At 61.8% G+C, this 23,676-nt stretch carries 19 protein-coding genes and 1 pseudogene; 12 read left to right on the forward strand and 8 right to left on the reverse strand.

Annotated features, from left to right (window positions below; genetic code table 11):
- Positions 1–215 (forward strand): hypothetical protein (locus P0D89_RS41955; protein WP_408378483.1); only part of this gene is annotated, 215 nt, incomplete at its 5' end.
- 50 nt (positions 216–265) lie between these two features.
- Here P0D89_RS41955 and P0D89_RS41960 read toward each other — a convergent pair.
- A complete protein-coding gene (locus P0D89_RS41960) occupies positions 266–1,537 on the reverse strand; it encodes an SGNH/GDSL hydrolase family protein (protein WP_408360986.1) in 1,272 nt (423 codons plus the stop codon).
- A gap of 81 nt (positions 1,538–1,618) precedes the next feature.
- Positions 1,619–3,241 (reverse strand): NAD(P)/FAD-dependent oxidoreductase, encoded by a 1,623-nt coding sequence (locus P0D89_RS41965; RefSeq protein ID WP_408360988.1) that lies wholly within the window; start codon positions 3,239–3,241, stop codon positions 1,619–1,621.
- 217 nt (positions 3,242–3,458) lie between these two features.
- Here P0D89_RS41965 and paaA point away from each other — a divergent pair, with 217 nt between their 5' ends.
- The 8 genes from paaA to P0D89_RS42005 all read left to right on the forward strand — a co-directional run bounded on the left by paaA (position 3,459) and on the right by P0D89_RS42005 (position 9,788).
- Positions 3,459–4,457, forward strand: coding sequence for a 1,2-phenylacetyl-CoA epoxidase subunit PaaA (paaA, locus tag P0D89_RS41970; protein WP_408360990.1), 999 nt, complete (start codon positions 3,459–3,461; stop codon positions 4,455–4,457).
- A gap of 94 nt (positions 4,458–4,551) precedes the next feature.
- Positions 4,552–4,836 carry a 1,2-phenylacetyl-CoA epoxidase subunit PaaB gene (gene paaB / locus P0D89_RS41975; RefSeq protein ID WP_007179854.1) on the forward strand — a complete coding sequence of 95 codons (285 nt, stop codon included), beginning with the start codon at positions 4,552–4,554 and terminating at the stop codon, positions 4,834–4,836.
- Between the two features lie 8 nt (positions 4,837–4,844).
- Positions 4,845–5,648 (forward strand): 1,2-phenylacetyl-CoA epoxidase subunit PaaC, encoded by an 804-nt coding sequence (paaC, locus tag P0D89_RS41980; protein ID WP_408360992.1) that lies wholly within the window; start codon positions 4,845–4,847, stop codon positions 5,646–5,648.
- 7 nt (positions 5,649–5,655) lie between these two features.
- The gene (paaD, locus tag P0D89_RS41985) at positions 5,656–6,198 is read left to right on the forward strand and encodes a 1,2-phenylacetyl-CoA epoxidase subunit PaaD (RefSeq protein WP_408360995.1); all 543 of its coding nucleotides are present in this window, start codon (positions 5,656–5,658) and stop codon (positions 6,196–6,198) included.
- A 1-nt stretch (position 6,199) separates the two neighbouring features.
- Positions 6,200–7,288, forward strand: coding sequence for a 1,2-phenylacetyl-CoA epoxidase subunit PaaE (gene paaE, locus P0D89_RS41990; protein ID WP_408360997.1), 1,089 nt, complete (start codon positions 6,200–6,202; stop codon positions 7,286–7,288).
- 146 nt (positions 7,289–7,434) lie between these two features.
- The gene (locus P0D89_RS41995) at positions 7,435–8,247 is read left to right on the forward strand and encodes a DUF1835 domain-containing protein (protein WP_408360999.1); all 813 of its coding nucleotides are present in this window, start codon (positions 7,435–7,437) and stop codon (positions 8,245–8,247) included.
- Between the two features lie 21 nt (positions 8,248–8,268).
- A complete protein-coding gene (locus P0D89_RS42000) occupies positions 8,269–8,895 on the forward strand; it encodes a TetR/AcrR family transcriptional regulator (protein WP_408361001.1) in 627 nt (208 codons plus the stop codon).
- 224 nt (positions 8,896–9,119) lie between these two features.
- Positions 9,120–9,788, forward strand: a complete 669-nt coding sequence (locus P0D89_RS42005; protein WP_408361003.1) for a GNAT family N-acetyltransferase — start codon at positions 9,120–9,122, stop codon at positions 9,786–9,788.
- Positions 9,789–9,878: 90 nt separating this feature from the next.
- Here P0D89_RS42005 and P0D89_RS42010 read toward each other — a convergent pair whose 3' ends face one another.
- A complete protein-coding gene (locus P0D89_RS42010; protein ID WP_408361005.1) occupies positions 9,879–10,376 on the reverse strand; it encodes an Lrp/AsnC family transcriptional regulator in 498 nt (165 codons plus the stop codon).
- A gap of 162 nt (positions 10,377–10,538) precedes the next feature.
- On the opposite strand from P0D89_RS42010, the gene hppD reads away from it, so the two are divergent.
- Positions 10,539–11,636 carry a 4-hydroxyphenylpyruvate dioxygenase gene (gene hppD / locus P0D89_RS42015; protein ID WP_408361007.1) on the forward strand — a complete coding sequence of 366 codons (1,098 nt, stop codon included), beginning with the start codon at positions 10,539–10,541 and terminating at the stop codon, positions 11,634–11,636.
- Positions 11,637–11,759: 123 nt separating this feature from the next.
- Here hppD and P0D89_RS42020 read toward each other — a convergent pair whose 3' ends face one another.
- Positions 11,760–11,960 (reverse strand): hypothetical protein, encoded by a 201-nt coding sequence (locus P0D89_RS42020; RefSeq protein ID WP_408361009.1) that lies wholly within the window; start codon positions 11,958–11,960, stop codon positions 11,760–11,762.
- Positions 11,961–12,319: 359 nt separating this feature from the next.
- On the opposite strand from P0D89_RS42020, the gene P0D89_RS42025 reads away from it, so the two are divergent.
- Positions 12,320–15,919 (forward strand): indolepyruvate ferredoxin oxidoreductase family protein, encoded by a 3,600-nt coding sequence (locus tag P0D89_RS42025; protein ID WP_408361011.1) that lies wholly within the window; start codon positions 12,320–12,322, stop codon positions 15,917–15,919.
- Positions 15,920–16,074: 155 nt separating this feature from the next.
- Here P0D89_RS42025 and P0D89_RS42030 read toward each other — a convergent pair whose 3' ends face one another.
- Entirely contained in the window at positions 16,075–18,357 is a 2,283-nt protein-coding gene (locus P0D89_RS42030; RefSeq protein WP_408361013.1) for an NADP-dependent malic enzyme, read from the reverse strand.
- A 336-nt stretch (positions 18,358–18,693) separates the two neighbouring features.
- Positions 18,694–19,926 carry an MFS transporter gene (locus tag P0D89_RS42035; RefSeq protein WP_408361015.1) on the reverse strand — a complete coding sequence of 411 codons (1,233 nt, stop codon included), beginning with the start codon at positions 19,924–19,926 and terminating at the stop codon, positions 18,694–18,696.
- A 387-nt stretch (positions 19,927–20,313) separates the two neighbouring features.
- Between P0D89_RS42035 and P0D89_RS42040 the strand changes: the two genes are divergently transcribed.
- A complete protein-coding gene (locus tag P0D89_RS42040) occupies positions 20,314–21,000 on the forward strand; it encodes an orotate phosphoribosyltransferase (protein ID WP_007179868.1) in 687 nt (228 codons plus the stop codon).
- 114 nt (positions 21,001–21,114) lie between these two features.
- Here the strand turns inward: P0D89_RS42040 and P0D89_RS42045 are convergent.
- Both P0D89_RS42045 and P0D89_RS42050 read right to left on the reverse strand, forming a co-directional pair.
- Positions 21,115–21,525 (reverse strand): annotated as a pseudogene (locus tag P0D89_RS42045) (LuxR C-terminal-related transcriptional regulator); the annotation flags it as partial.
- A 346-nt stretch (positions 21,526–21,871) separates the two neighbouring features.
- On the reverse strand, positions 21,872–23,676 hold a 1,805-nt coding region (locus P0D89_RS42050), incomplete at its 5' end, for a TnsB C-terminal domain-containing protein (protein WP_408378486.1).

The following is a 23,676-nucleotide window of genomic DNA, read 5'->3' on the forward strand; positions in this document are numbered from 1 at the left end:
TTAAAGATCGATCCGCCCAACGTTCGCCGGCACCCGTTTCAACCACCTGGCACCGTGTCCGTTCTGCGTCGCTGCATCAGCAGCAGAGAAGCGGGATTATGAATGCTCTTTTTCGTTTCGTCAACAACATTTTTGTGCTTTCGCTTAAAAAGTTGCTGACGCTACAGCCGCTGGTTTCTGCCGCGGCCCTCGTTCGCAAACGAGAGGCCGAATAGTAGGTGAGCTTCGCCTTTGTGACAAGTGTTTGACAAATTTTTCTGGCAGCTCATTTACGGGCTGAGTTCACAACGGCGTCCACTGGAATCGCCGCGGCCATCGCGGCATAGCCGGCATCGCTGGGATGGATATGGTCGCCGCTGTCGAAAGCGCGTTGCAGGCGATCCGGCTGCACCCGGTCCCGCAGCGCTGCGTCGAAATCCACTACGCCGTCGAACGCGTGACTGGTTCGGATCCACTGGTTAACGGCGAGCCGGATGCTCTCCCGCTCCGGCGGCAGGGACGCCGGCGTCAACGTCGCGCCAAACACCTTCACGCCTGCGTGCCGCGCGGCGGCAATCACCCGCTGGTCGCCGGCGATCAGATCGGCGGCCGTCACCGAGGTATGCGGGAAGTCGCAATCGAGACCGCTACGAGCCGGCATCGCCGCGAAGTTGATGTCGTTGATGCCGATCAACAGGATCGCCGTCTTGACGCCGGGGCGCCGGAGAACGTCGCGGTCGAAGCGGCCCGCGAGCGCATCGCCGTAACATGGGGAATCGCTTAAGAGCCGATTGCCGCTGATGCCGAGATTGACAACCGCGGTCGAACGATCGCCGGCGCCGGCTAACCGTCGAGCCAGCGCGTCCGGCCAGCGACGATTCTGATTCAAGCTGGAACGCATGCCGTCAGTGATCGAATCGCCGATCGCCGCAACCGCTGCCGATGAAGAAGCCGCCTCCACGGACACCCCCGTCACCCACACATACTGCGTAAACCGCCCACGAAATGCCTCCGCCGAAGCATCCGCTGCATGATTGCCTGGCGTGGAAACGTAGTTGACCTGGTTCGACACCCGGTGCCACGCCGCAATCCGCTGTTCCGGTCCCATAAAGGCGCTGATTGCGTACGGCGCGCCTTCTGCGACATCAATCGCGACCGGGTCGCTGTCCAACTCGCCGCCAGCCGGAATGTTGACGGCACCCTTGCCGCCAAAAGTCACGCGCGCCACGCCGTCGACGGCCGCGGCGGCGCCGCCCGTCGAACGCGCGATACGCAAGTCTTCAATGACAAGCGGCGCCTTGCCGTATTCGTTGCTCAGGTGGACGCGGACAGATTTTCCGGACAGCGTCGGATAAACGATCTGCCGGACGGTGCGCCCGGCCACTTCCGGCGCAAGGTACAACGGCGGCAAGTCGGATCGCTGCGGGATGGGTTGCAGCGCCGTCGCCCACGCGGCGACCCAGTGCGACGGAGCGTCGGCAGCGAAGACCGCCGGCGAAACAGAAAACGAGACAAGCAGCGCCGCGCCGCATGCGACAGCCAAGGAGCGAATAGTCATTCGGGTGATGGGTTCGAGGCCAAACGTGTATTGTGCCCGATCACAACGGCAATAGCCGGCGGCCGCGCCCCCCTGCCCAAATCAGGCCGGCTGCGCGCCAGGCATCTTCAACGCAAGCGCTTCAGCGACTTCGATTCCGTCGATTGCGGCCGAATAAATCCCGCCGGCATACCCCGCCCCCTCACCAGCCGGATACAAACCCTCGACGTTCATGCTCTGATAGTCATCCCGGCGACGCACACGAATCGGCGACGACGTTCGCGTTTCCACGCCCGTGAGCACCGCATCATGCATCGCAAACCCCGCGATCTTCTTGTCCATCTGCGGCAGCGCTTCGCGAATTGCATCGATCACGTAGTCGGGTAGCGCGGTGCTGAGGTCGGTCGGATGCACGCCGGGCTTGTAGGACGGCACGACTGAACCCAGCGACGTGGACGGCCGGCCGGCGATAAAGTCACCAACTAGTTGGCCCGGCGCCATATAGTTGCCACCGCCGAGTTCGAACGCCCGCTCTTCCCATTTACGCTGGAAAGCGATGCCGGCGAGCGGACCGCCGGGATAATCGTCCGGCGTAATGCCAACCACAATCCCCGCATTGGCATTGCGCTCCGCCCGCGAATACTGGCTCATCCCATTGGTAACGACGCGCCCGGGCTCCGAAGTCGCCGCCACCACGGTGCCGCCCGGGCACATGCAGAAGCTATAAACGGCGCGCCCATTGCTGCAGTGATGCACCACCTTATAGTCGGCGGCGCCCAACTGCTTGTGACCGGCAAATTTGCCGAAACGGCTGCGATCGATCAAACCCTGCGGATGCTCGATCCGGAAGCCGAGCGAAAACGGCTTCGCTTCGATATATACGCCGCGGTCGTGCAGCATCTGGAAGGTATCTCGCGCGCTGTGACCGACTGCCAGCACGACATGGTCACAGCGCAACGTCTCGCCGGTCGACAGCTTCAACCCGCGCACCCTGCCACCGTCGATGTGAATATCGTCGACGCGGCTCTCGAAACGCACCTCGCCGCCCAGCTCGTGAATGGTCGCGCGCATCTTTTCAACCATGCTGACGAGGCGGAACGTGCCGATATGCGGCCGGCTCAAATACAGAATGTCCTCGGGCGCGCCGGCACGGACGAATTCGTCGAGCACCTTGCGGCCGTAATGCTTCGGATCCTTGATCTGGCTGTATAGCTTGCCGTCCGAGAACGTGCCCGCGCCGCCCTCGCCGAACTGCACGTTCGACTCCGGATTGAGCACCGACTTGCGCCACAGCCCGAAAGTATCTTTAGTGCGCTCGCGCACGGCCTTGCCGCGCTCGAGGATGATCGGCCGGAAACCCATCTGCGCGAGGATCAATCCGGCAAACAGCCCGCACGGCCCCATGCCGATCACGACCGGGCGCGGAGTAGCCAGCTGCGCCGGCGCCTTGGCGACGAACCGGTAGGTCATATCTGGCGTTACGCCGCAATGCGGCACGTCGGCCAGCCGTTTGAGCGCCGCCGTTTCATCCGTTACCTCGACATCCACGATGTAAGTGAGCTTGATGTCGGCGCGTTTGCGCGCGTCGTGCGCGCGGCGAAACACGGTGTATCGGATGAGCCCGTCCTCTGCCACACCGAGTTCCGCGAGGCGCGAACGGACGGCGGCTTCGAGGGCACTTTCGGGATGATCGAGCGGGAGTTTGATTTCGCTTAGACGTAACATGAGTACCGGGGGATGCAGGTGGGCCGCAAATCGCGGCCAATTCGCAATTTTATAGGTTAAGTGCCGGCAAGGGGCGGCGACGCTGACGGATCGACGTCACAACAGGCCCGAACCCGCGCCTATCGACGCGATCGAATTACGTTAAAAAATTTATTAACCGACCGGTCGGTTGGTTTATACTACGCAAACCCAGACAACTTCCGCAGAGAGCGTCCCCATGTACACGCAATCCCTGGATATTCCCGGCAATGTCGCCCCGCTCGATGCGGGCGCCAGTTCGCCCGAACAGGCGCAGTTCGATGCGATCATGGCCGCCGACGGCAAGATCGAGGCTCAGGACTGGATGCCTGACGCGTACCGCAAGACGCTGGTGCGGCAAATTTCGCAACACGCGCATTCGGAAATCGTCGGCATGCTGCCGGAGGGCAACTGGATCACGCGCGCACCGAGCCTGAAACGCAAAGCGATCCTGCTCGCCAAGGTCCAGGACGAAGCAGGTCACGGCCTCTATCTATATAGCGCGGCCGAAACGCTCGGCGTGTCGCGCGATCAGCTGATCGCCGCGCTGCATTCGGGCAAGGCCAAATATTCGAGCATCTTCAATTACCCGACGCCCACGTGGGCCGACGTCGGCGTAATCGGCTGGCTTGTCGACGGCGCGGCGATCATGAACCAGATCCCGCTGTGCCGTTGCACCTACGGCCCGTACGCCCGCGCGATGATCCGCATCTGCAAGGAAGAGTCGTTTCACCAGCGCCAGGGTTTCGACGCGCTGATGTCGATGATGTCCGGCACCGAAGCGCAGCGTGAACTGGTCCAGCAGGCGGTGAATCGCTGGTGGTGGCCGGTGCTGATGATGTTCGGCCCGAGCGACAAGGACTCGATCCATAGCAATCAGTCGTCGAAATGGGGCATCAAGCGCATTTCCAACGACGACCTGCGCCAGAAATTCGTCGACGCCACCGTCGACCAGGCCAAGGTTCTCGGCGTCACGCTGCCCGATCCGGACCTCAAGTGGAACGCGGCACGCGGCCATCACGACTATGGCGACATCGACTGGGAAGAATTCTGGCGTGTCGTGAACGGCGACGGCCCCTGCAACCGTGAGCGCCTCGCCACCCGCGTCAAGGCCCATAACGACGGCGCCTGGGTGCGTGAAGCCGCCCTGGCCCATGCCGAAAAACAGCGCCAGCGCGCACAACAGCACGCCGCCTGACAAGCAAGGCGCGCCACGAAAAAACAGCAACCGTCTTTCATGGGACCGGAGTAAGCGCTAAAGCGCTAACTCCGGTCGACACAGGAGATCAGCAATGAACAAGGAATGGCCGATTTGGGAAGTCTTCGTGCGCAGCAAGCAGGGACTCGACCATAAACACTGCGGCAGCCTGCACGCCGCCGACGCGCCGATGGCGCTGCGTATGGCGCGCGACGTCTACACGCGCCGCCAGGAAGGCGTGAGCATCTGGGTGGTGCCGTCGTCGGCGATCACGGCGTCCGCGCCGGAAGACAAGGCAGAACTGTTCGAACCGGCCGGCGACAAGATCTACCGCCACCCGACGTTCTATACGCTTCCCGACGAAGTCAACCACATGTAAGCGCGGCCATGGACATCACCCCCCAACATCTCCAATACGTGCTGCGCCTCGCGGATACCGCGCTGATCCTCGGTCAGCGTAATGCCGAGTGGTGCGGCCACGGCCCGATCCTCGAAGAGGACATCGCGCTGTCGAACATGAGCCTTGATCTGATCGGCCAGGCGCGTCTGCTGTACACGCACGCCGCGTCGCTCGAACAGCAGCTCACCGGCAAGAGCCGTACCGAAGACGATTACGCGTACTTCCGCGCCGAACGCGAGTTCGCCAACTACACGCTCGCCGAGTTGCCGCATTACGGCCCGCTGTGCGGCACCGCGCAGGCCGAGAAGGATTACGCGGTCACCGCCGTGCGCAATTTTCTGTATTCGACGTTGATGGCGCATCTCTGGACCGCGCTGACGACCTCCGCCGACGAGCAACTGGCGGCAATCGCGTCGAAGTCGATCAAGGAAACCAGCTATCACATGCATCACGCGAGCGAGTGGCTGATCCGTTTCGGCGACGGCACCGAGGAATCGCACCGCCGCGCGCAAGACGCGCTGGACTACCTGCTGCCGTACACGCGCGAGTTTTTCAGCGCGGACAGCGTGGAAGAGACGATCGCCGCGACCGGTATCGGACCACGTACGTCCGATCTGGAAGCAGCATGGCTCGACGACGTGCGCGCCACGCTCGACGAAGCCACGCTGACGCTACCCGAATCGGTCAAGCACATCACGAGCGGCAAGCACGGCGAACATTCCGAGCACATGGGCTTCGTGCTGGCCGAAATGCAGAGCATCGCGCGCCAGCATCCCGGCGCCACCTGGTAATCCGACGATGACGACTTCGACTGCCACACACACAGCCGACGCCGCGCTCGAACGCGCATGGGCTGTACTCGAAACGGTGCCCGACCCGGAGATCCCGGTGGTGTCGATCCGTGAGCTCGGCATTCTGCGCGATGTGCGTCGCGACGCCGACGGCACGCTCGAAGTCGTGATCACGCCAACCTATTCCGGTTGTCCCGCGATGTCGCAGATTGCCGAGGATGTCGCGCACGCGCTCGACGTGGCGGAACTCAAGCCGTATCGGGTCGCCACCGTGCTCGCGCCGGCCTGGACCACGGACTGGATGACCGCCGACGCCCGCGAGAAGCTGCGCGCGTACGGCATCGCGCCGCCCACGGGCAATTGCGGATCGGCCGCGCCGTCGCAGGAAAAAGTGCTGCGCTTCATGCCGCGAGCGCTGCCGCCGCCGTCCTGCCCCCGTTGCGGCTCGGCGCATACCGGGCGTATTGCGCAATTCGGCTCGACCGCCTGCAAGGCCTTGTACCGCTGCCTCGATTGCCACGAACCCTTCGACTACTTCAAACCATACTGATATGGCCACCCCGCAATTTCACCCGCTGCGTATCCGCGAAGTGCGGCCCGAAACCGCCGATGCGGTCTCGGTTGCCTTTGAAGTCCCGGTCGAGCTGCGCGACCACTATCGCTTCACGCAAGGCCAGTTCGTCACGCTGAAGACGCACATCGACGGTGAGGAAACGCGCCGCTCGTATTCGATCTGCGTCGGCGTCACGGACTACGATCGCGACGGCGAACTGCGCATCGGCATCAAGCGCGTGCGCGGCGGCCGCTTCTCGAACTTCGCGTTCGACACGCTGCAGCCCGGCCACACGATCGACGTGATGACGCCGGACGGCCGTTTCTTCACTCATCTGAACGCCGAACAGGGTCAGCAGTACCTTGCGTTTTCGGGCGGCTCGGGCATTACGCCGGTGCTGGCGATCATCAAGACGACGCTCGAAATCGAGCCGCGCAGCACCTTCACGCTCGTGTACGGCAACCGTAGCGTCGATCAGATCATGTTTGCGGAAGAGCTCGAGGATCTGAAGAACCGCTTCATGAACCGCTTCGTGCTCTATCACGTGCTGTCCGACGATCTGCAGGACGTGGAGCTGTTCAACGGTGTGCTCGACCAGCAAAAGTGCGAGGCCTTCATCGACAACCTGCTGCCCGCCGACGCGATCGACGAAGCCTTCATCTGCGGCCCCGGCCCGATGATGGACGCCGCAGAAGCCGCGTTGAAAGCCGCCGGCGTGCCGCCCGAAAAGGTGCACGTGGAGCGCTTCGGCTCGCCGTTGCCGCAAGCAGGCGTGCCGCCGGTCGAGATCACCGAGGACACGCCGGCCGCCGACCTCGAAATCGTGCTCGACGGAAAACGGCGCAAGCTGCGTCTGCCGTATCAGGGCGTGAGCGTGCTCGACGTCGGCCTGAGAGCCGGCCTCGCGCTGCCGTACGCGTGCAAGGGCGGCGTTTGCTGCACCTGCCGCGCGAAGGTGCTGGAAGGCGAAGTGAAGATGGAAAAGAACTACACGCTCGAAGAACACGAAATCCGCGACGGTTTCGTGTTGACTTGCCAATGCCATCCGGTCAGCGACCGCGTGGTGGTCAGCTACGACGAACGCTGAGCCGCTCGCGCCAGTTAGCCTGGCGTCGCACCGGCAACGCTTTCGGCAGCATCGCGATCCGCTTACACTAGGGGCCGCTCGCGATCGGACTTCCGTTCCGGTCGCCGAGCGGCCCCTTTTGTCATTGCCACAGCAAGCCACCGCCAATGAGCACGATTCACCTCACTAACGGCGATGTCGCCGCCGAGTCACTGCGCGCCGCCCTTCACGCAGCGGGCCGCGACGATCGCGTGCATGCGCTGCGCGACGATCTGGCGGTCGGCCCGTTACGCGGCATCGACGACGCGCCGGACGTGCGCGCGAACTTCTGGGATCGCGTAAGTACGGATACCCGGCGTGATTTCCTGCGGGAATTCCGCGACGAGGCGGCGGCGCTGGCCAACATCGTGCGCGGCGAATCGAATCTGGTGGTCTGGCACGGCGAAAGCGCAGCAGATCAATTGATGCTGCGCCGCGTGTGCTATCACCTGCGCAACAGCCCGCAGCGCCTGAACGAGGTTCGCCTGTCGATTCGCGATCTCACCGATCCGGGCGCGTGGGCGCACAGCCGCAGAGATCGCGCGACGTCGGTCGGCATGTTTGCGCCCGCGGTGCTGCAGACTCATTTGCCGGACGCCGCACCGATTTCCGTGCTACGCATCAGCCGGCTCGCGCTCGAATGGCAGGAAGTCAAACAGGCGAACGGCGAGACCCGGCGCTGGCGCGACAACACTTTCACGAGCGGCAGTTTTGCCGAGCTGGACGCGCTGCTTCTCGAACACGCGACCGAACACTGGCAGCCCGCAGCGCGCGTCGCCGCCGAGCTGATGGCAGCCGAACTCGGGTTTCTGGTCAGCGACATCGTCGTGCTATGGCGCCTGCGCGAAACGGCCGCGACCCGGCGCCTCAGATTACGCGGCGACGTCAGCGCATGGCGCACGCTGGAGCTGTGCGCGGCGCTTGCCCGCTGCCCAAACTAATAACACTGCAAAACGACGACTATGGCCCGCACCCGAGCCCCCGACCACGAAACGCAACGCGAGCAGATTCTCGAATTGGCGGCGGCGAAATTCGCCCAGACCAGTTACCCCAGCACCTCGATGGCCGATCTGGCCGCCGCGAGCGGCACGTCGAAAGCGCGCCTGTACCACTACTACGAGAGCAAGGAAGCGATCCTGTTCGACCTGCTGGACCGCTACACGAAGCGGCTGATGCTGATCATCGCCGAGGTGGAAGGCGCGAGTCAGCGGCGCGGACTCAGCGAGCGGGAAACCTTCGCCGAGCTGATCCGTGCGTTTCTATCCGAGTATGAAACGTCGCATAGCCGGCACGTCGCACTGTTGAACGACGTGAAGTACCTGGTCGACACCCAGCGCGAGGTGATTCTGAACCGCCAGCGCGACGTAGTCGCGGCTTTCGCGCGCCAACTGGCGCGCGCTTATCCGGAGCGCGCGACCCGCGAGAATCAGACCGCCCTCACCATGATGGTGTTCGGCATGATCAACTGGACGTTCACCTGGCTCAAGCCCGACGGCCCGATGGGTTACCGCGAGTTCGCCGAACAGGTGGTCGGCATGGTGGAACATGGGCTGGGTCCGGTGCGCTCGAATGACGCGGAGCAACAATAGAAGAACCCACGCCGCATGCGCGTTTTGCCACAGGTCGCGGCAGGTCGAGAACGCTCGTTCAATTTTCTTTATCCTTAAAAATCAATTAATTATAAATATGGCGCTAGCTTTTTAGGTATTCCCTTCAAATTTTTATACGGGTTTTCCCTAGTGATCGATTGCGGTTTCCGTTAAAATTGCTTTTGCGGTGCACCACGCCGCTCGATTAAAAGGAGAACCCGACCATGAACCTGATGCACCCACGCGCCGCCCAGCCGATCGTCCTGCACCATGGCTTGTCGCAGCCAACGGGTCGCGCACCCGCTCTGGTCCGTGAACTCACCGCTGTCGACCGTGAACGGCTGCTGACCCACTTCCTCGCGCTCGACGAAGACGACCGCCTGCTGCGCTTCGGCCAGATCGTGCCGAACCGCGTGATCGAAAACTACGTCCGCGCGATCGACTTCACACGCGACACCGTTTTCGGCGTGTTCAACAGCAAACTGGAACTCACCGGAGTCGGCCATCTGGCCTATCTGCCGGCGGAAGGCGACAAGCGCACGGCCGAATTCGGCGTGTCGGTGCTGGAAAGCGTTCGCGGCCAGGGTATCGGCTCGAAGCTCTTCGAGCGCGCAGCGATCCGCAGCCGCAATACGCACGTCACGATGCTTTACATGCACTGTCTGTCGCGCAACTCGACGATGATGCACATCGCGAAAAAAGCCGGCATGAAGATCGAGTACGCGTATGGCGAAGCAGACGCTTATCTGACGCTGCTGCCGGCGGACCAATCGAGCATCATTGCCGAGATGCTCCAGGAGCAGGCGGCCGTATTCGACTACGCACTCAAACGCCAGGCGCGTCAGGCGTCGAAGCTGTTCGAGTCGTTCATGCCGACGGCAGAGGCGGCCTGAAAAGCCGCCGCTTCGGCGAAATGACAAAGGGCAGCCCCATGGCTGCCCTTTTTGTTTGCCCTCGCTCGCTGGCGCGCCAGCGGCTCGCCATCACAAGATCGGCAACGCGGTCGTTTCCTTGATCTTTTCCAGCGAGAAACTGGTCTTCACGTCGATCACCGACGGATGGTGCAGCAACTGATCCTGCACGAAACGCGAAAAGTGAGCCATGTCCTCCACCTGGACGCGCAGCAGGTAGTCCATCTCCCCCGTCATCGCGTGGCACGCGACCACCTCCGGCCACGTCTGGACCGCCGCCCGAAACAGATCGGCGTGCGTCGCGTCGCCGCGCGGACTGAGCGCCGGCCCACCACGCTTCTCCAGCCGCACGTTTACGTAGGCAAGCAAGTCGAGCCCGAGGCGCTGCGCATCGAGCAGCGCGACATAACCGCGAATCACGCCGCTCTCTTCCAGCCGACGAATCCGCCGCAGGCACGGACTCGGCGAAAGATTGATGCGCTCGGCGATCTCCTGATTGGAGAGCCGCCCATTCTCCTGAAGGATCGCCAGAATGCGCCGGTCGATTGCGTCGATCTCTACGTTCGCCATCTTCTGCCGTCCATTGTAGAAATTGAGCTAGAAAATAGCGCAATCGTATCGATTCGCGATTAAGTTCGCAAGTTTTCGTCGCAGGCCGGACTTTAAACTTTGCGTCATCAGGTCGCACTTACTCGCCATCGCGTTATGGCCGCCGCACAACAGGAGACAGACATGCAGGTTTCAACTTGGGAAAACCCGGTCGGCACCGACGGCTTCGAATTCATCGAATACACCGCACCGGACCCGAAAGCGCTCGGCAAGCTGTTCGAACAGATGGGCTTCACCGCCGTCGCGCGGCATCGTCATAAAAACGTGACGCTTTATCGCCAGGGTGAGATCAACTTCATCGTCAACGGGGAACAGGATTCCTTCGCGCAACGGTTCGCGCGTTTGCACGGTCCGTCGATCTGCGCGATCGCGTTTCGCGTCCAGGACGCGGCCAAGGCCTACCAGCAGGCGCTGGAAAAAGGTGCGTGGGGCTTCGACAACAAGACCGGCCCGATGGAACTGAACATCCCGGCGATCAAGGGCATCGGCGATTCGCTCATCTATTTCGTCGACCGCTGGCGCGGCAAGAACGGCGCCGAGCCGAGCAGCATCGGCAACATCGACATTTACGATGTCGACTTCGAACCCATCCCAGGCGCGAACCCGAATCCGGTCGGCCACGGCCTCACCTACATCGACCACCTCACGCACAACGTGCATCGCGGCCGCATGCAGGAATGGGCGGAGTTCTACGAGCGCCTGTTCAACTTCCGCGAGGTGCGTTACTTTGACATCGAAGGCAAGGTGACGGGCGTGAAGTCGAAGGCTATGACCTCGCCGTGCGGCAAGATCCGCATTCCGATCAACGAAGAAGGCTCGGAGACCGCCGGTCAGATTCAGGAATATCTGGACGCATATCACGGCGAAGGGATTCAGCACATCGCGCTCGGCACTCGGGATATCTATCGCACGGTGGACGGTTTGCGCGCGGCGAACATTTCGCTGCTCGACACGATCGACACTTACTACGAATTGGTCGACCACCGCGTGCCGAATCATGGTGAGCCGCTCGAGGAACTGCGCAAGCGCAAGATTCTGATCGACGGTGCGCCGGACGACCTGTTGCTGCAGATCTTCACCGAAAACCAGATCGGTCCGATCTTCTTCGAGATCATTCAGCGCAAGGGCAACCAGGGTTTCGGCGAGGGCAACTTCAAGGCGCTGTTCGAATCGATAGAACTGGATCAGATTCGCCGCGGCGTGGTGCAGGACAAAGTCTGACGACAAGATGAAACCAAAATGAAAAGGGCGAGGATCGCAAGATCCTCGCCCTTTTCATCGACGCCGTTGTCTCAGGCAGAACCAACGGCCGGTTATCAACCGACGCCCCGTCTCAGCGGCACATCACGAATTCTGGCTTTCCTTTTCCGCGTTGGTGGCACGCGAGACACGCTCGATTGCAATGCGTGCGTGCGCGACCTGCGCGGTCCGGCTGACCGCGTTCGAGAGCGCCCCTGCGCTGCCCGGGTTCGAGCGCACCGGCGCGCTCATGGCGAAAAATGCGGCAGAGACCATCAGGAAGGTCTGGATGTTTCTAGTATTCATGCGTACTCCTTTTCTAACTGCCCTGTTGTCGTGAAGCTCCGCCGAATGCGGAGCGTTGCGTAGACATTGCTCACAGGTGCCCGGTTAGACAGGGATTTGCTCTACGGTTCCACGAATTTTTAGCTTTTACAGCTTGTTACAGGGCCCATGCCAAGCGACACAAGGCGCATGGCAGCGCGTGTCGATTCGAGCACAAAGCTGCGGCAACGAACCCTTTTTGAACGCACTGCGGCGGGTTTCCACCAGTGCTACCATCACTTAAAACACGTCAATATGACGGCCCCGGCCCCACGCATTCACAAGATGCCACGGCCCAAAAAAGTTTTGGCGATCCCAAACTGAGTGGAGGAGTACACATAATGAATGCCCCGCTAGACGCAGGTCAGCGAGCCTCGCTTGAAGCCGCGTTGTCTTCCGTCACGCTCGACGACAAATACACCCTCGAACGCGGCCGCGCGTACATGAGCGGCATCCAGGCGCTGGTGCGTCTGCCGATGCTGCAACAGGAACGCGACCAGGCCGCCGGGCTGAATACCGCCGGCTTCATCTCCGGCTACCGTGGATCGCCACTCGGCGGACTCGACCAATCTCTGTGGAAGGCGAAGAAGCATCTCGCCGCGCATCAGGTCGTGTTCCAGCCCGGCGTCAACGAAGACCTCGCGGCCACTGCCGTCTGGGGTTCGCAACAGGTCAATCTGTACCCCAGCGCCAAATACGACGGCGTGTTCTCGATGTGGTACGGCAAGGGCCCCGGCGTCGACCGTTCCGGCGACGTCTTCAAGCACGGCAATTCGGCCGGCTCGTCACCGCACGGCGGCGTTCTCGTGCTCGCCGGCGACGACCACGCGGCCAAATCCTCGACGCTCGCGCATCAGTCGGAGCACATCTTCAAGGCGTGCGGCCTGCCGGTGCTGTTCCCGTCGAACGTGCAGGAATATCTCGACTTCGGTTTGCACGGCTGGGCGATGAGCCGCTACTCCGGCCTATGGGTGGCAATGAAGTGCGTGACCGACGTGGTCGAGTCGTCCGCTTCGGTGGACATTGATCCGCACCGCACGAAGATCATCCTGCCGGAAGACTTCGCGATGCCCGAAGGCGGCCTGAATATCCGCTGGCCCGATCCGCCGCTGGTGCAGGAAGCGCGTCTGCTCGACTACAAGTGGTACGCCGCGCTTGCCTACGTGCGCGCCAACAAACTCGACCGCGTCGAAATCGACTCGCCGCATGCGCGCTTCGGCATCATGACCGGCGGCAAGGCCTATCTCGACGTGCGCCAGGCGTTGACCGACCTCGGTCTCGACGACGAAACCTGTGCGCGCATCGGCATCCGGCTATACAAGGTCGGCTGCGTCTGGCCGCTCGAAGCACAAGGCGCGCACACCTTCGCGAAGGGTCTCGACGAAATCCTCGTGGTCGAGGAAAAGCGCCAGATTCTCGAATACGCGATCAAGGAAGAGTTGTACAACTGGCCCGACGCGCAGCGTCCGCGCGTGTTCGGCAAGTTTGACGAGAAGGACGGCGCGGGCGGCGAATGGTCGGTGCCGATGGGCAACTGGCTGCTGCCGGCGCACTACGAACTCTCGCCGGCGATCATCGCCAAGGCGATCGCGACGCGGCTCGACAAGTTCGATCTCCCGTCGGACGTGCGCGCCCGCATCGCGATGCGCATCGCCGTGATCGAAGCGAAGGAAAAGGCGCTCGCGCGCCCACGCGTGGAAGCCGAGCGCAAGCCGTGGTTCTGCTCGGGCTGCCCGCACAACACCTCGACCAATGTGCCGGAAGGGTCGCGTGCGATGGCCGGCATCGGCTGCCATTACATGACGGTCTGGATGGACCGCAGCACCAGCACCTTCAGCCAGATGGGCGGCGAAGGCGTCGCGTGGATCGGCCAGGCGCCGTTCACCAACGACAAGCATGTGTTCGCCAATCTCGGCGACGGCACCTACTTCCATTCGGGGCTGCTGGCGATTCGCGCGGCGATCGCCTCGAAGGCGAACATCACCTACAAGCTGCTCTACAACGACGCTGTCGCGATGACCGGCGGCCAACCGGTCGACGGCGTGCTGACCGTGCCGCAGATCACGCATCAGCTGGCCGCCGAAGGTGCGTCGAAAATCGTGATCGTCACCGACGAGCCGGAGAAGTACTCGGCGAACGTCGGCCTCGCGTCGGGGATCGACATCCATCATCGCGACAAGCTCGACGAGGTGCAGCGCCAACTGCGCGAAATATCCGGCACCACGATCCTGATCTACGACCAGACCTGCGCGACCGAGAAGCGCCGTCGCAGGAAACGCGGTGCCTATCCGGACCCGGCGCGGCGCATCGTAATCAACGAGGCCGTGTGCGAAGGTTGCGGCGATTGCTCGGTGAAGTCGAATTGCCTGTCAGTCGAGCCGCTCGACACCGAGTACGGCACCAAACGCCAGATCAATCAGTCGACCTGCAACAAGGATTATTCGTGCGTGAACGGCTTCTGTCCGAGCTTCGTCTCCGTTGAAGGCGGTCAGTTGCGCAAGCCGAAAGCGGCCTCGGGCGTCGCCGGAGATGCGATGCCGCCGGTGCCGGAACCCGATCTGCCGTCGATCGACCGTCCTTACGGCGTGCTGGTCACGGGCGTCGGCGGCACGGGCGTCGTGACGATCGGCGCGCTGCTCGGCATGGCCGCGCATCTGGAGAGCAAGGGCGTCACCGTGCTCGACGTCACCGGCCTCGCGCAAAAAGGCGGCGCCGTGATGAGCCACGTGCAGATCGCGACGCATCCTGCCGACATTCACGCCACCCGCATCGCGATGGGGGAAGCTAGCCTCGTGATCGGCTGCGATGCGATCGTCACCGCGAGCGACGAATGCGTGTCGCGGATGCAGGCGGGCCGCACACGCGTGGTGCTGAACAGTGCGCATACGCCAACTGCTGAGCTCATCAAGAACCCGAACTGGCGCTTTCCCGGCACCAGCACAGAAACCGACGTGCGCGCCGGCGCGGGCGACGAGAATGTCGATACGGTCGACGCGAATCACTTCGCGGTCGCGCTGCTCGGCGACGCGATCTACACGAATCCGTTCGTGCTCGGTTACGCATGGCAGCGCGGCTGGGTGCCGTTGACGTATCAGTCACTGATGCGCGCGATCGAGTTGAACAACGTGCAAATCGAGAAGAACCGCGCGGCATTCGAATGGGGCCGCCGCGCCGCGCACGATCCAGCCACGGTGCGCAAGCTCGCGCAAGCGCCGGGACGCGACGCCGCAGCGGATACGGCGAGTAGCAAGATCATCGCGCTGCACACGCCGAAGGCGCTCGACACGCTGATCGACAAACGCGCCGACTACCTCGCCGCGTGGCAAAACCGCGCGTATGCCGAGCGTTATCGCGCGCTGGTGTCGCAAGTGCGCGCGGCGGAATCTGCGCTCGATTCGATCGACGGCCAGTTGTCGTTGACCGAAGCGGTCGCGAAGAATCTGCACAAGCTGATGGCGTACAAAGACGAGTACGAAGTCGCCCGGCTGTATAGCGACCCGGCGTTCATCGAAAAGCTGAAAGGAAGTTTCGAAGGCGACTGGAAGCTGCACATCCACCTCGCGCCGCCGACGTTCTCGAAAAAGGACGCTCAGGGCCATCTGGTGAAAAAGAAGTACGGCCCCTGGGTTTTCAGCGCGATGCACGTGCTCGCCAGATTCAAGTTCCTGCGAGGCACGGCTTTCGACCTCTTTGGCAAGACCGAGGAGCGTCGTACCGAACGGGCGCTGATCGTCGAGTATGAAGCGCTGGTGCGCGAACTGAGCAGCGGGCTGAGCGCTCAAAACCGTGAGCTGGCGCTAGAACTGGCGAATCTGCCGGACGGCATCCGCGGTTATGGGCACGTGAAGGAAAACAACCTGAAGGGCGTGCGGATCAAGTGGAACGAGTTGCTGTCGCGCTGGCGTTCGCCGGAGGCGGGCAAGACGCAACACGCGGCGTAAAAGCGGTGTGAAAAGGGCAAAGCGGCTGTCCTCGCGGACAGTCGCTTTTCTTCAGCTATAAAAAAACGCCACGGAATCACTTCCGTGGCGTTTTTGCATCGGCTCGGCGGCGCATGCCGTGAGGCAGCGCCGTTTTAATCCTCAAGCCATCCGCATTACTTCGCGTTCACCGGCTTGCGTGCGTTTGCCGAAGCCACCGCCGTCATGTTGATGATCCGGCGCACGGTCGCAGCCGGCGTCAGGATGTGCACCGGCTTTTCCGCGCCCAGCAGGAACGGACCCACCGTCACGCCTTCGCCGCCGACCATCTTCAGCAGGTTGTACGCGATGTTCGCCGCTTCGACATTCGGCATGATCAGCAGATTCGCTTCGCCGGACAGCGTCGTGCCCGGGAACGCAGCTTTGCGGACCACTTCCGACAATGCCGCGTCGCCGTGCATTTCACCGTCGATCTCGAGCGTCGGCGCACGTTCGGTAATCAGCTTGCGAGCCGCGGCCATCCGTTGCGACGACGACGACGGCGCACTGCCGAAGTTCGAGTTCGACAGCAGTGCGACCTTCGGCGTGATCCCGAACTTCTCGATTTCACGCGCAGCCAGCATCGTCATGTCGGAGAGCTGTTCGGCGGTCGGCGTTTCGTTCACGTAGGTATCGCAGATGAACAGATTGCGGCCCGGCAGCATCAGCAGGTTCATCGCGGCGAAGTTCTCCACGTTGTCCGCCTTGCCCAACACCTGCTCGATGAAGTCCAGATGCATGTGGTACTGGCCGATCATCCCGCAGATCATGCCGTCCGCGTCGCCGAGATGCACGAGGATCGCGCCGATCAACGTATTGAACTTGCGCATCGCGGCCTTCGCGACATCCGGCGTGACGCCCTGGCGCGCGCCGAGTTCGTGGTATGCCTGCCAGCTCTTCTGATAGCGCGGATCGTCTTCCGGATTGACGATCTCGACGTCCTCGCCGCACTTGAGCTTCGAGCCCATCTTCTTCAGACGCATCTCGATCACCGACGGACGGCCGACCAGAATCGGCTTGGCGATCTTTTCCAGCAGCACGAATTGCGCGGCGCGCAGCACGCGCTCGTCTTCACCTTCGGCGAACACGATGCGCGCCGGCTCCGACTTCGCCGCGGCGAACACAGGACGCATCACCATGCCCGTGCGATACACCGTGGTGCCGAGTTCTTCGCGATACGCGTCCATGTCCTTGATCGGACGGGTTGCGACGCCCGAGTCCATCGCCGCCTGCGCGACGGCCGGCGCGATCTTGATGATCAGGCGCGGATCGAACGGCTTCGGAATCAGGTATTCCGGACCGAATTCCAGCGAATGGCCTTCGTAGGCTTTCGCAACTTCATCGCCCTGATCGGTTTCTTCGGCCAGTTCGGCAATCGCGCGCACGCACGCGAGCTTCATTTCTTCGGTGATCGTGGTCGCGCCGACATCCAGCGCGCCGCGGAAGATGAACGGGAAGCACAGTACGTTGTTGACCTGATTCGGGTAATCCGAACGGCCAGTCGCGATGATGCAGTCCGGGCGAACCTTGCGGGCTTCTTCCGGACGGATTTCCGGTTCCGGATTCGCCAGCGCGAGAATCAGCGGCTGGGTGCCCATCTCGGCGACCATTTCCGGCTTCAGCACGCCGGCGCTCGAGCAGCCGAGGAACACGTCGGCGCCGCGAATCGCGTCAGCGAGCGTGCGCGCCTCGGTGTTCGCCGCGTAGCGTTCCTTCGACGGATCGAGATTGCCGCGGCCTTCGTAGATCACGCCCTTGGAATCGGTGACGAGAATGTTCTGCTTCGACAGACCCAGGTTCACCAGCAGATCCAGACACGCGATGGCCGCCGCACCCGCGCCCGAACACACCAGCTTCACCTGGTCGAGCTTCTTGCCGACCACTTTGAGGCCGTTCAGGATCGCCGCCGACGCGATGATCGCCGTGCCGTGCTGATCGTCGTGGAAGACGGGAATCTTCATCCGCTCGCGCAGCTTCTTCTCGATGTAGAAGCACTCGGGCGCCTTGATGTCTTCGAGGTTGATGCCGCCCAGCGTGGGCTCGAGCATCGCGATTGCTTCGACCAGCTTGTCCGGATCGGACTCGGAAAGTTCGATGTCGAACACGTCGATGCCGGCGAACTTCTTGAACAGACAACCCTTGCCTTCCATCACGGGTTTCGCCGCGAGCGGGCCGATGTTGCCGAGGCCCAGCACGGCCGTGCCGTTCGTGATCACGCCGACCAGGTTGCCGCGCGACGTGTACTTCTGCGCGTCGAGCGGTTCGTCGTAGATCGCCATGCAGGCTGCCGCGACACCCGGCGAATATGCGAGCGACAGATCGAGCTGATTCGATAGTGGCTTGGTGGGTGTAACCGAAATCTTGCCGGGTTTCGGATTCTGGTGGTATGCGAGAGCGCTTTGCTTAAGTTGTTCGTCCATTTTTTGGCCTGCGAGACGTAAGTAATTGGGCCCGGCACACCGCACAACTGGCGCCGCCTGCCTCGGTCGAACGAATCACCGACCGAGGCGGTTTGCGCATACACCGATTGAGGCGCGGCGTTGAACCGCGACGACGAACAGGACAATGCGGAGTGCTTCGCGGGCCGGTTAGTGTACACCCCGGATGGGTCGATGCACTGAGTGGTTAACAGCACTCGCCATTGGCGAAACAAGAGCCCGCGATGCTGCATTGCCGCATCGCGCAGCCGTTGTGTTAGTCGTTATGCCGTTTGTCATACGCGAGTCACGCGCAAGCCATATGCCGCCCCTAAGCGCTCATTCGAGCTCGGCGCCGCGGCGTTCGGGAATCAGAAAAAGTGTCGCGAAGATGTCGAGCAGATAGATAGACGCGAGCAACGCGAGCGCGGCACCGAACGAATAGCGCGCGGCCAGTGCGCCCACCACCACCGGGCCGAAACCGCCGACCGCCCGGCCGAGATTGAACAGTACGTTCTGCGCAGTGGCGCGCGCCTCGGTGGGATAAAGCTCGGAAATCAGCGCCCCGTATCCGCCGATCATTCCGTTGACGAACACGCCCATCGCCGCGCCGCCGATCAGCAGCGCTGTCGGTGTCGTGAGGTGCGCGTAGACGAATACCATCAGCACCGCGCCCGCCTGGTAGAACAGAAAAGCCGGCTTGCGGCCGAAGCGGTCGGCGGCGATGCCGAACAGCCAGATGCCGCAGGCCATGCCGAGAATCGTCACCGCGGTCCACACGCCGGATTTGGTCAGCGAATAGCCGAAGGTCTCCGACAGATAGCTCGGCAGCCAGATCATCAGGCCGTAATAGCCGAAGTTCTGCACCGAGCAGAGAATCGCGACGCCGATGCTCGCGCGCGTCGTCCGGCCATCGGCAATCAGCAATTTGAACGGCAACTTGCGCATACCGCGCGCCACGCGCTCGGTGAACAACGCCGGCTCCTCGACGCGGCGTCGCACGAAAAACGACACGACCGCGGGCAGCAATCCGAGCGCGAACATGCCGCGCCAGCCGATCACCGGCGACAACAGTGGCGTCAGCAACGCCGCGGCCAGCACGCCGAGCTGCCAGCCGAGCCCGACATACGACGACGCGCGCGCCCACTGCGACGCCGGCCACGCCTCAGCCACCAGCGTCATGCCGATGCCGAATTCGCCGCCCAGTCCAATGCCGGCGATGGTCCGATAGATCAGCAGGTCCGTGTACCCTTGCGCGAGCGCGCACAGCCCGGTGAAGACGGCGAAGATCAGGATCGTCCAGGTCAGCATCCGCACGCGCCCGAAATAGTCGCTCAGCACGCCGAAAATCACGCCGCCCGCGACCGCTCCGATCAGCGTCCACGTGACGAGCGAGCCGGCTTGCGTCGAACTCAGATGCAAGTCGGCAGCGATGACCGGCAGCATGAAGCCGAGGATCAACAGATCGAAGCCGTCCATCGCGTAACCGAGCACCGACGCGAGCAACGCGCGGCCCGCATAGTCATTTTTAGCGGACGCACGGGTGTCGGTGGCGGGGGAAGCGGCAGTCATCGAAAGCATTCCGTAGGTGAGGTGGGCGACCGCGCGCGGCGGCGCCCGAGAAATTCGCGTGAGTGTAAAGGCGCCGCTGACTGCTAACAAGCCAGCCAAAAGTGCGTCGCGACGCCCGCCCGAGCTCGTTACCGGGCGCAGCCCGCGAAGCCGGCCCGGCGCGGCCGTTATGCCTGCCATTCACGATGGCTGCGCACGACGGTCTCCTCTGACGAGTCGGTTTCGGGTAAAATGTCGGCCTACGCGCGCAGCAAAAACCGGCCTTTGTCCACTAAACGGCGCCACTGACCGGCAGCGTATTCCGCCCAATATGGCGCGGCATACCCCGTTTGCTGCGCCACCGGGCCCCTCGCCCGCTTCTCTCCGCTCACACCCAAGGATTTGCCCATGACAGGCTTCGATCGCCAGACGATCTCCGACACGACCGCCAAAATGCTGCTTGAAGTCCAGGCAGTGCACTTCAACGCGGAGAAACCGTACATTTTCACGTCCGGCTGGGCGAGCCCGGTTTATATCGACTGCCGCAAGCTGATTTCGTATCCGCGCGTGCGCCGCGGCCTGATGGAAATGGCCGAAACCACCATCCTGCGCGATGTCGGCTATGAGCAGATCGACGCCGTCGCCGGCGGCGAAACCGCCGGCATTCCGTTCGCGGCATGGCTGTCCGACCGCCTGATGGTGCCGATGCAATACGTGCGCAAGAAGCCGAAGGGTTTCGGCCGTAACGCGCAAATCGAAGGTTTGCTGACCGAAGGTCAGCGCGTGCTGCTGGTCGAGGACCTGACCACGGACAGCCGCAGCAAGATCAACTTCATCAACGCGCTGCGCACCGCCGGCGCCACGGTGAACCACTGCTTCGTGCTGTTCCACTACAACATCTTCAAGGAAAGCGTGTCGGTGCTGAAAGACATCGACGTCGATCTGCACGCGCTGGCCACGTGGTGGGACGTGCTGCGCGTCGCGAAGGAAAACAAGTACTTCGACACCAAGACGCTCGACGAAGTGGAAAAATTCCTGCACGCACCGGCTGAATGGTCGGCTGCGCATGGCGGCGCAACCTCGACGCCACAGTAAGCGCAGAAGTAGCGCAGTCGCTTTTAGCGCATTGAATTGAAAAAGCCGCCTGTCTTCAAGACAGGCGGCTTTTTTTCTGCCCGAGCATTTGCCCAGTGCATGCGCGACGCGACGTCAAGCCATGTCGCCCGCATCGTCCGGCGAACGCGACGACAGATTCAGCAAGCCGTTGCTCTGCGCATACTGGAACAATTCGGAATCGCGATCGATGCCCAGCTTGCGCATGGCCGTGTTCTTCTGCGTGCTGATGGTCTTGATGCTGCGGTTCAGTTGCTCAGAGATTTCCTTGATCGTCATGCCCGACACGAACAGACGCACGACTTCGAGTTCGCGCCTGGACAACATCACTTCGTCGCCCTTGCCGCCGGAATTCATGCGCAGAGCATCAAGCGACGCCTTGACCGACGGACTCATGTATTCGAGCTTGCGGCTCACGTGCTGCACGGCGAGCCCGATATGGCTCAGATCGTCCGATTTATTGACGACTGAGGTCACGCCAAGCTCGCTTAGCCGCTTGAGCAACTGCGAACTTGGATTAGTCGTGTCTACGCGCCCGGTCAATCTTGGCTACAAGCGGAATGTGGTTTCAAATCAAAGCGTTAGAGCTGCATGCACCCGCGATGCCTGCAGCACCTCTTTGCTAGGCTCCGCCGAATTCGCCAGCCTCGGATAATTCGAAGAAACGGTTATTGCTGTCTACGCCTTATTCGGCGGGCAACTCCGTCAGAGTGGATTTGTCGAGTCACCATTAGTGGCTCGGAACCAATCGTTGTGCGCTGGAGCCTTTTTCGGGGAATCGGGACGGGTTGTCTTGACCGACCCATTTCGAATCCCGGGCCAAACACCGTCCCTGCATCCCCTGATTACGCCGCTAAACGTGAGAGTCTTCTGAGTTGAAAACCCCGCTCAACCTCGCCTTCAATCGCTCCAAGTAAGACCCTTCCGAGGATGCAACAACGGGTTGGGACGTTCCCCGCTGAGCCTTCGAGGCGCAAACGGCCGGAACCTCCACAGCGAGCGCCTCGGCTTGTGCGCGCCCTCGTTTCTCATCGCGCTTGGCGTGGGCGTTCTCCCGCGCATCCCGGAGATTCCCACCCGCCAAGCCTCCGACGCCCATATCCGCGCGATTCCTCTCCGCCTTCTGGACGCCCTCTTGCACCTTAACCGTCACTCTGTTCCGGCTCTGGCGCCGACGAGGGCGAAGTTCTTCTTCTTGGTTGTCATCGTCTTCATTGAAGAACTCGAGACCTTTCCAGGTTACGTCTCCGACACTTCGAGCGTCTTCATCGACAAGTTCAATTACCCCCGCCGACCCATCCGAGCGACGCCAGAGTAGGTGCTTGGCGTACCCATCGATACGTTTGATGGGGATTTCCAAAGGCTTTTGGACCGAGTCCACGGCCTTTGCATGCTCGTTGAAGACCTCCGCGAGCTCCTCGGACGAGTACCGCATCTTCATGAACTCGACCAGCCCCCGCCGGCAGACTCTGGTTTCCCAAGGAATGAATCGGTTGTACACCTCCCGTGGTGACAGCCAGCGTCCGGCATCGCCCCGACGCAGCTTCTGCGTGTACGCAAAAATCGCGGCGGGCGTAATTCCAACACCAACATCCCGCATAGCTCGCGTCCGAAGTTTTTTCTTGTTTGTGTAGAGGTTGTAGTGCTGTATCGCCAACATCAGCAGTCGCTCGAACTCGTTGAGCGTGATAGGCTTATTTTTCGCTTTCAGGCGGCGAATCTCGCGAGAAAGATGGTCGGTATGACGCGTGTAACCACCGCGTTCGTCTGCCATCATCAAAATCATAAGATTGTTGACGCCTTCACATGTACCCTTGTAATCGCCTCGCCCTGGGGGCGGTAGCATCCGCATCAAGCCCATCGCTTCACATGCTGAGATAACGACAGCTTCGGAAGCCCCTGCGCCGTTGTCGACGAAGATTCCGTCAATGTTGCCGGTCAAAAGCCCACTTGCATCCTCTACGCCGAGTTCGCTGGCTCGCTGCTCCTTGGGCAAGTAGATGGATGCAATACACCGACGAAAGGCTTCCGCATTCTCGCCCTTGAGGGCGAGTTCATATCCAACAATAGCACCTGAAAGCCTGGAGACCGCGAGCAAAACACGAATGTGAACGCGTTTGATTTTTCCCCGAACACGAACGGCAATCGCAATCTTCGCATCGAATCCGTCGATGTCGACAATCTCAATGACACCTTGAGTCAGAAAGCTCGACTGTCCAGTCCGGGCATTGTTGTACTGGTCGGTCAGAACCTTCCCGTTTCGCAACTGCTTCAGGCCGAAATCTTTAATTAGGTACTCAACTGCGTGATACCTGAACGTTGTATAGCTTGGTATCAAGCGAGTGGGCCACTTGCGATAGCTGTCCAAGACCATGCAATCGTATGTCTGCTGAAGAGACTTACGTCCGCTCGCCCAATATTTCATCAGGGCTTGAACAAACTTTTGAATATCGCTCGGGCGGACTGGACGCTGACGCCACTCTGTGTCTCTTCCCGCGGCATTGTTCTGAGCGCGACGCCGCCTTTCCGCCTCCGAAATTGGACCGGGCTTTGTGTTGTAGCTTCCGGGGCGACGCTTACTTCTCCCTCCCATGCGGTCAGTAAGCTTTGCGAGTGCGGTCGGCACCCCGCCAAATTGGCAATATCGACTGAATAGAC

Source organism: Paraburkholderia sp. RL18-085-BIA-A, assembly GCF_046027075.1.
Lineage (GTDB): Bacteria > Pseudomonadota > Gammaproteobacteria > Burkholderiales > Burkholderiaceae > Paraburkholderia.

Coding starts and splice junctions, on each gene's coding strand:
- P0D89_RS41960 (WP_408360986.1), bottom strand. CDS start 1,537: ATGACTATTCGCTCCTTGGCTGTCGCATGCGGCGCGGCGCTGCTTGTC.
- P0D89_RS41965 (WP_408360988.1), bottom strand. CDS start 3,241: ATGTTACGTCTAAGCGAAATCAAACTCCCGCTCGATCATCCCGAAAGT.
- paaA (WP_408360990.1), top strand. CDS start 3,459: ATGTACACGCAATCCCTGGATATTCCCGGCAATGTCGCCCCGCTCGAT.
- paaB (WP_007179854.1), top strand. CDS start 4,552: ATGAACAAGGAATGGCCGATTTGGGAAGTCTTCGTGCGCAGCAAGCAG.
- paaC (WP_408360992.1), top strand. CDS start 4,845: ATGGACATCACCCCCCAACATCTCCAATACGTGCTGCGCCTCGCGGAT.
- paaD (WP_408360995.1), top strand. CDS start 5,656: ATGACGACTTCGACTGCCACACACACAGCCGACGCCGCGCTCGAACGC.
- paaE (WP_408360997.1), top strand. CDS start 6,200: ATGGCCACCCCGCAATTTCACCCGCTGCGTATCCGCGAAGTGCGGCCC.
- P0D89_RS41995 (WP_408360999.1), top strand. CDS start 7,435: ATGAGCACGATTCACCTCACTAACGGCGATGTCGCCGCCGAGTCACTG.
- P0D89_RS42000 (WP_408361001.1), top strand. CDS start 8,269: ATGGCCCGCACCCGAGCCCCCGACCACGAAACGCAACGCGAGCAGATT.
- P0D89_RS42005 (WP_408361003.1), top strand. CDS start 9,120: ATGAACCTGATGCACCCACGCGCCGCCCAGCCGATCGTCCTGCACCAT.
- P0D89_RS42010 (WP_408361005.1), bottom strand. CDS start 10,376: ATGGCGAACGTAGAGATCGACGCAATCGACCGGCGCATTCTGGCGATC.
- hppD (WP_408361007.1), top strand. CDS start 10,539: ATGCAGGTTTCAACTTGGGAAAACCCGGTCGGCACCGACGGCTTCGAA.
- P0D89_RS42020 (WP_408361009.1), bottom strand. CDS start 11,960: ATGAATACTAGAAACATCCAGACCTTCCTGATGGTCTCTGCCGCATTT.
- P0D89_RS42025 (WP_408361011.1), top strand. CDS start 12,320: ATGAATGCCCCGCTAGACGCAGGTCAGCGAGCCTCGCTTGAAGCCGCG.
- P0D89_RS42030 (WP_408361013.1), bottom strand. CDS start 18,357: ATGGACGAACAACTTAAGCAAAGCGCTCTCGCATACCACCAGAATCCG.
- P0D89_RS42035 (WP_408361015.1), bottom strand. CDS start 19,926: ATGACTGCCGCTTCCCCCGCCACCGACACCCGTGCGTCCGCTAAAAAT.
- P0D89_RS42040 (WP_007179868.1), top strand. CDS start 20,314: ATGACAGGCTTCGATCGCCAGACGATCTCCGACACGACCGCCAAAATG.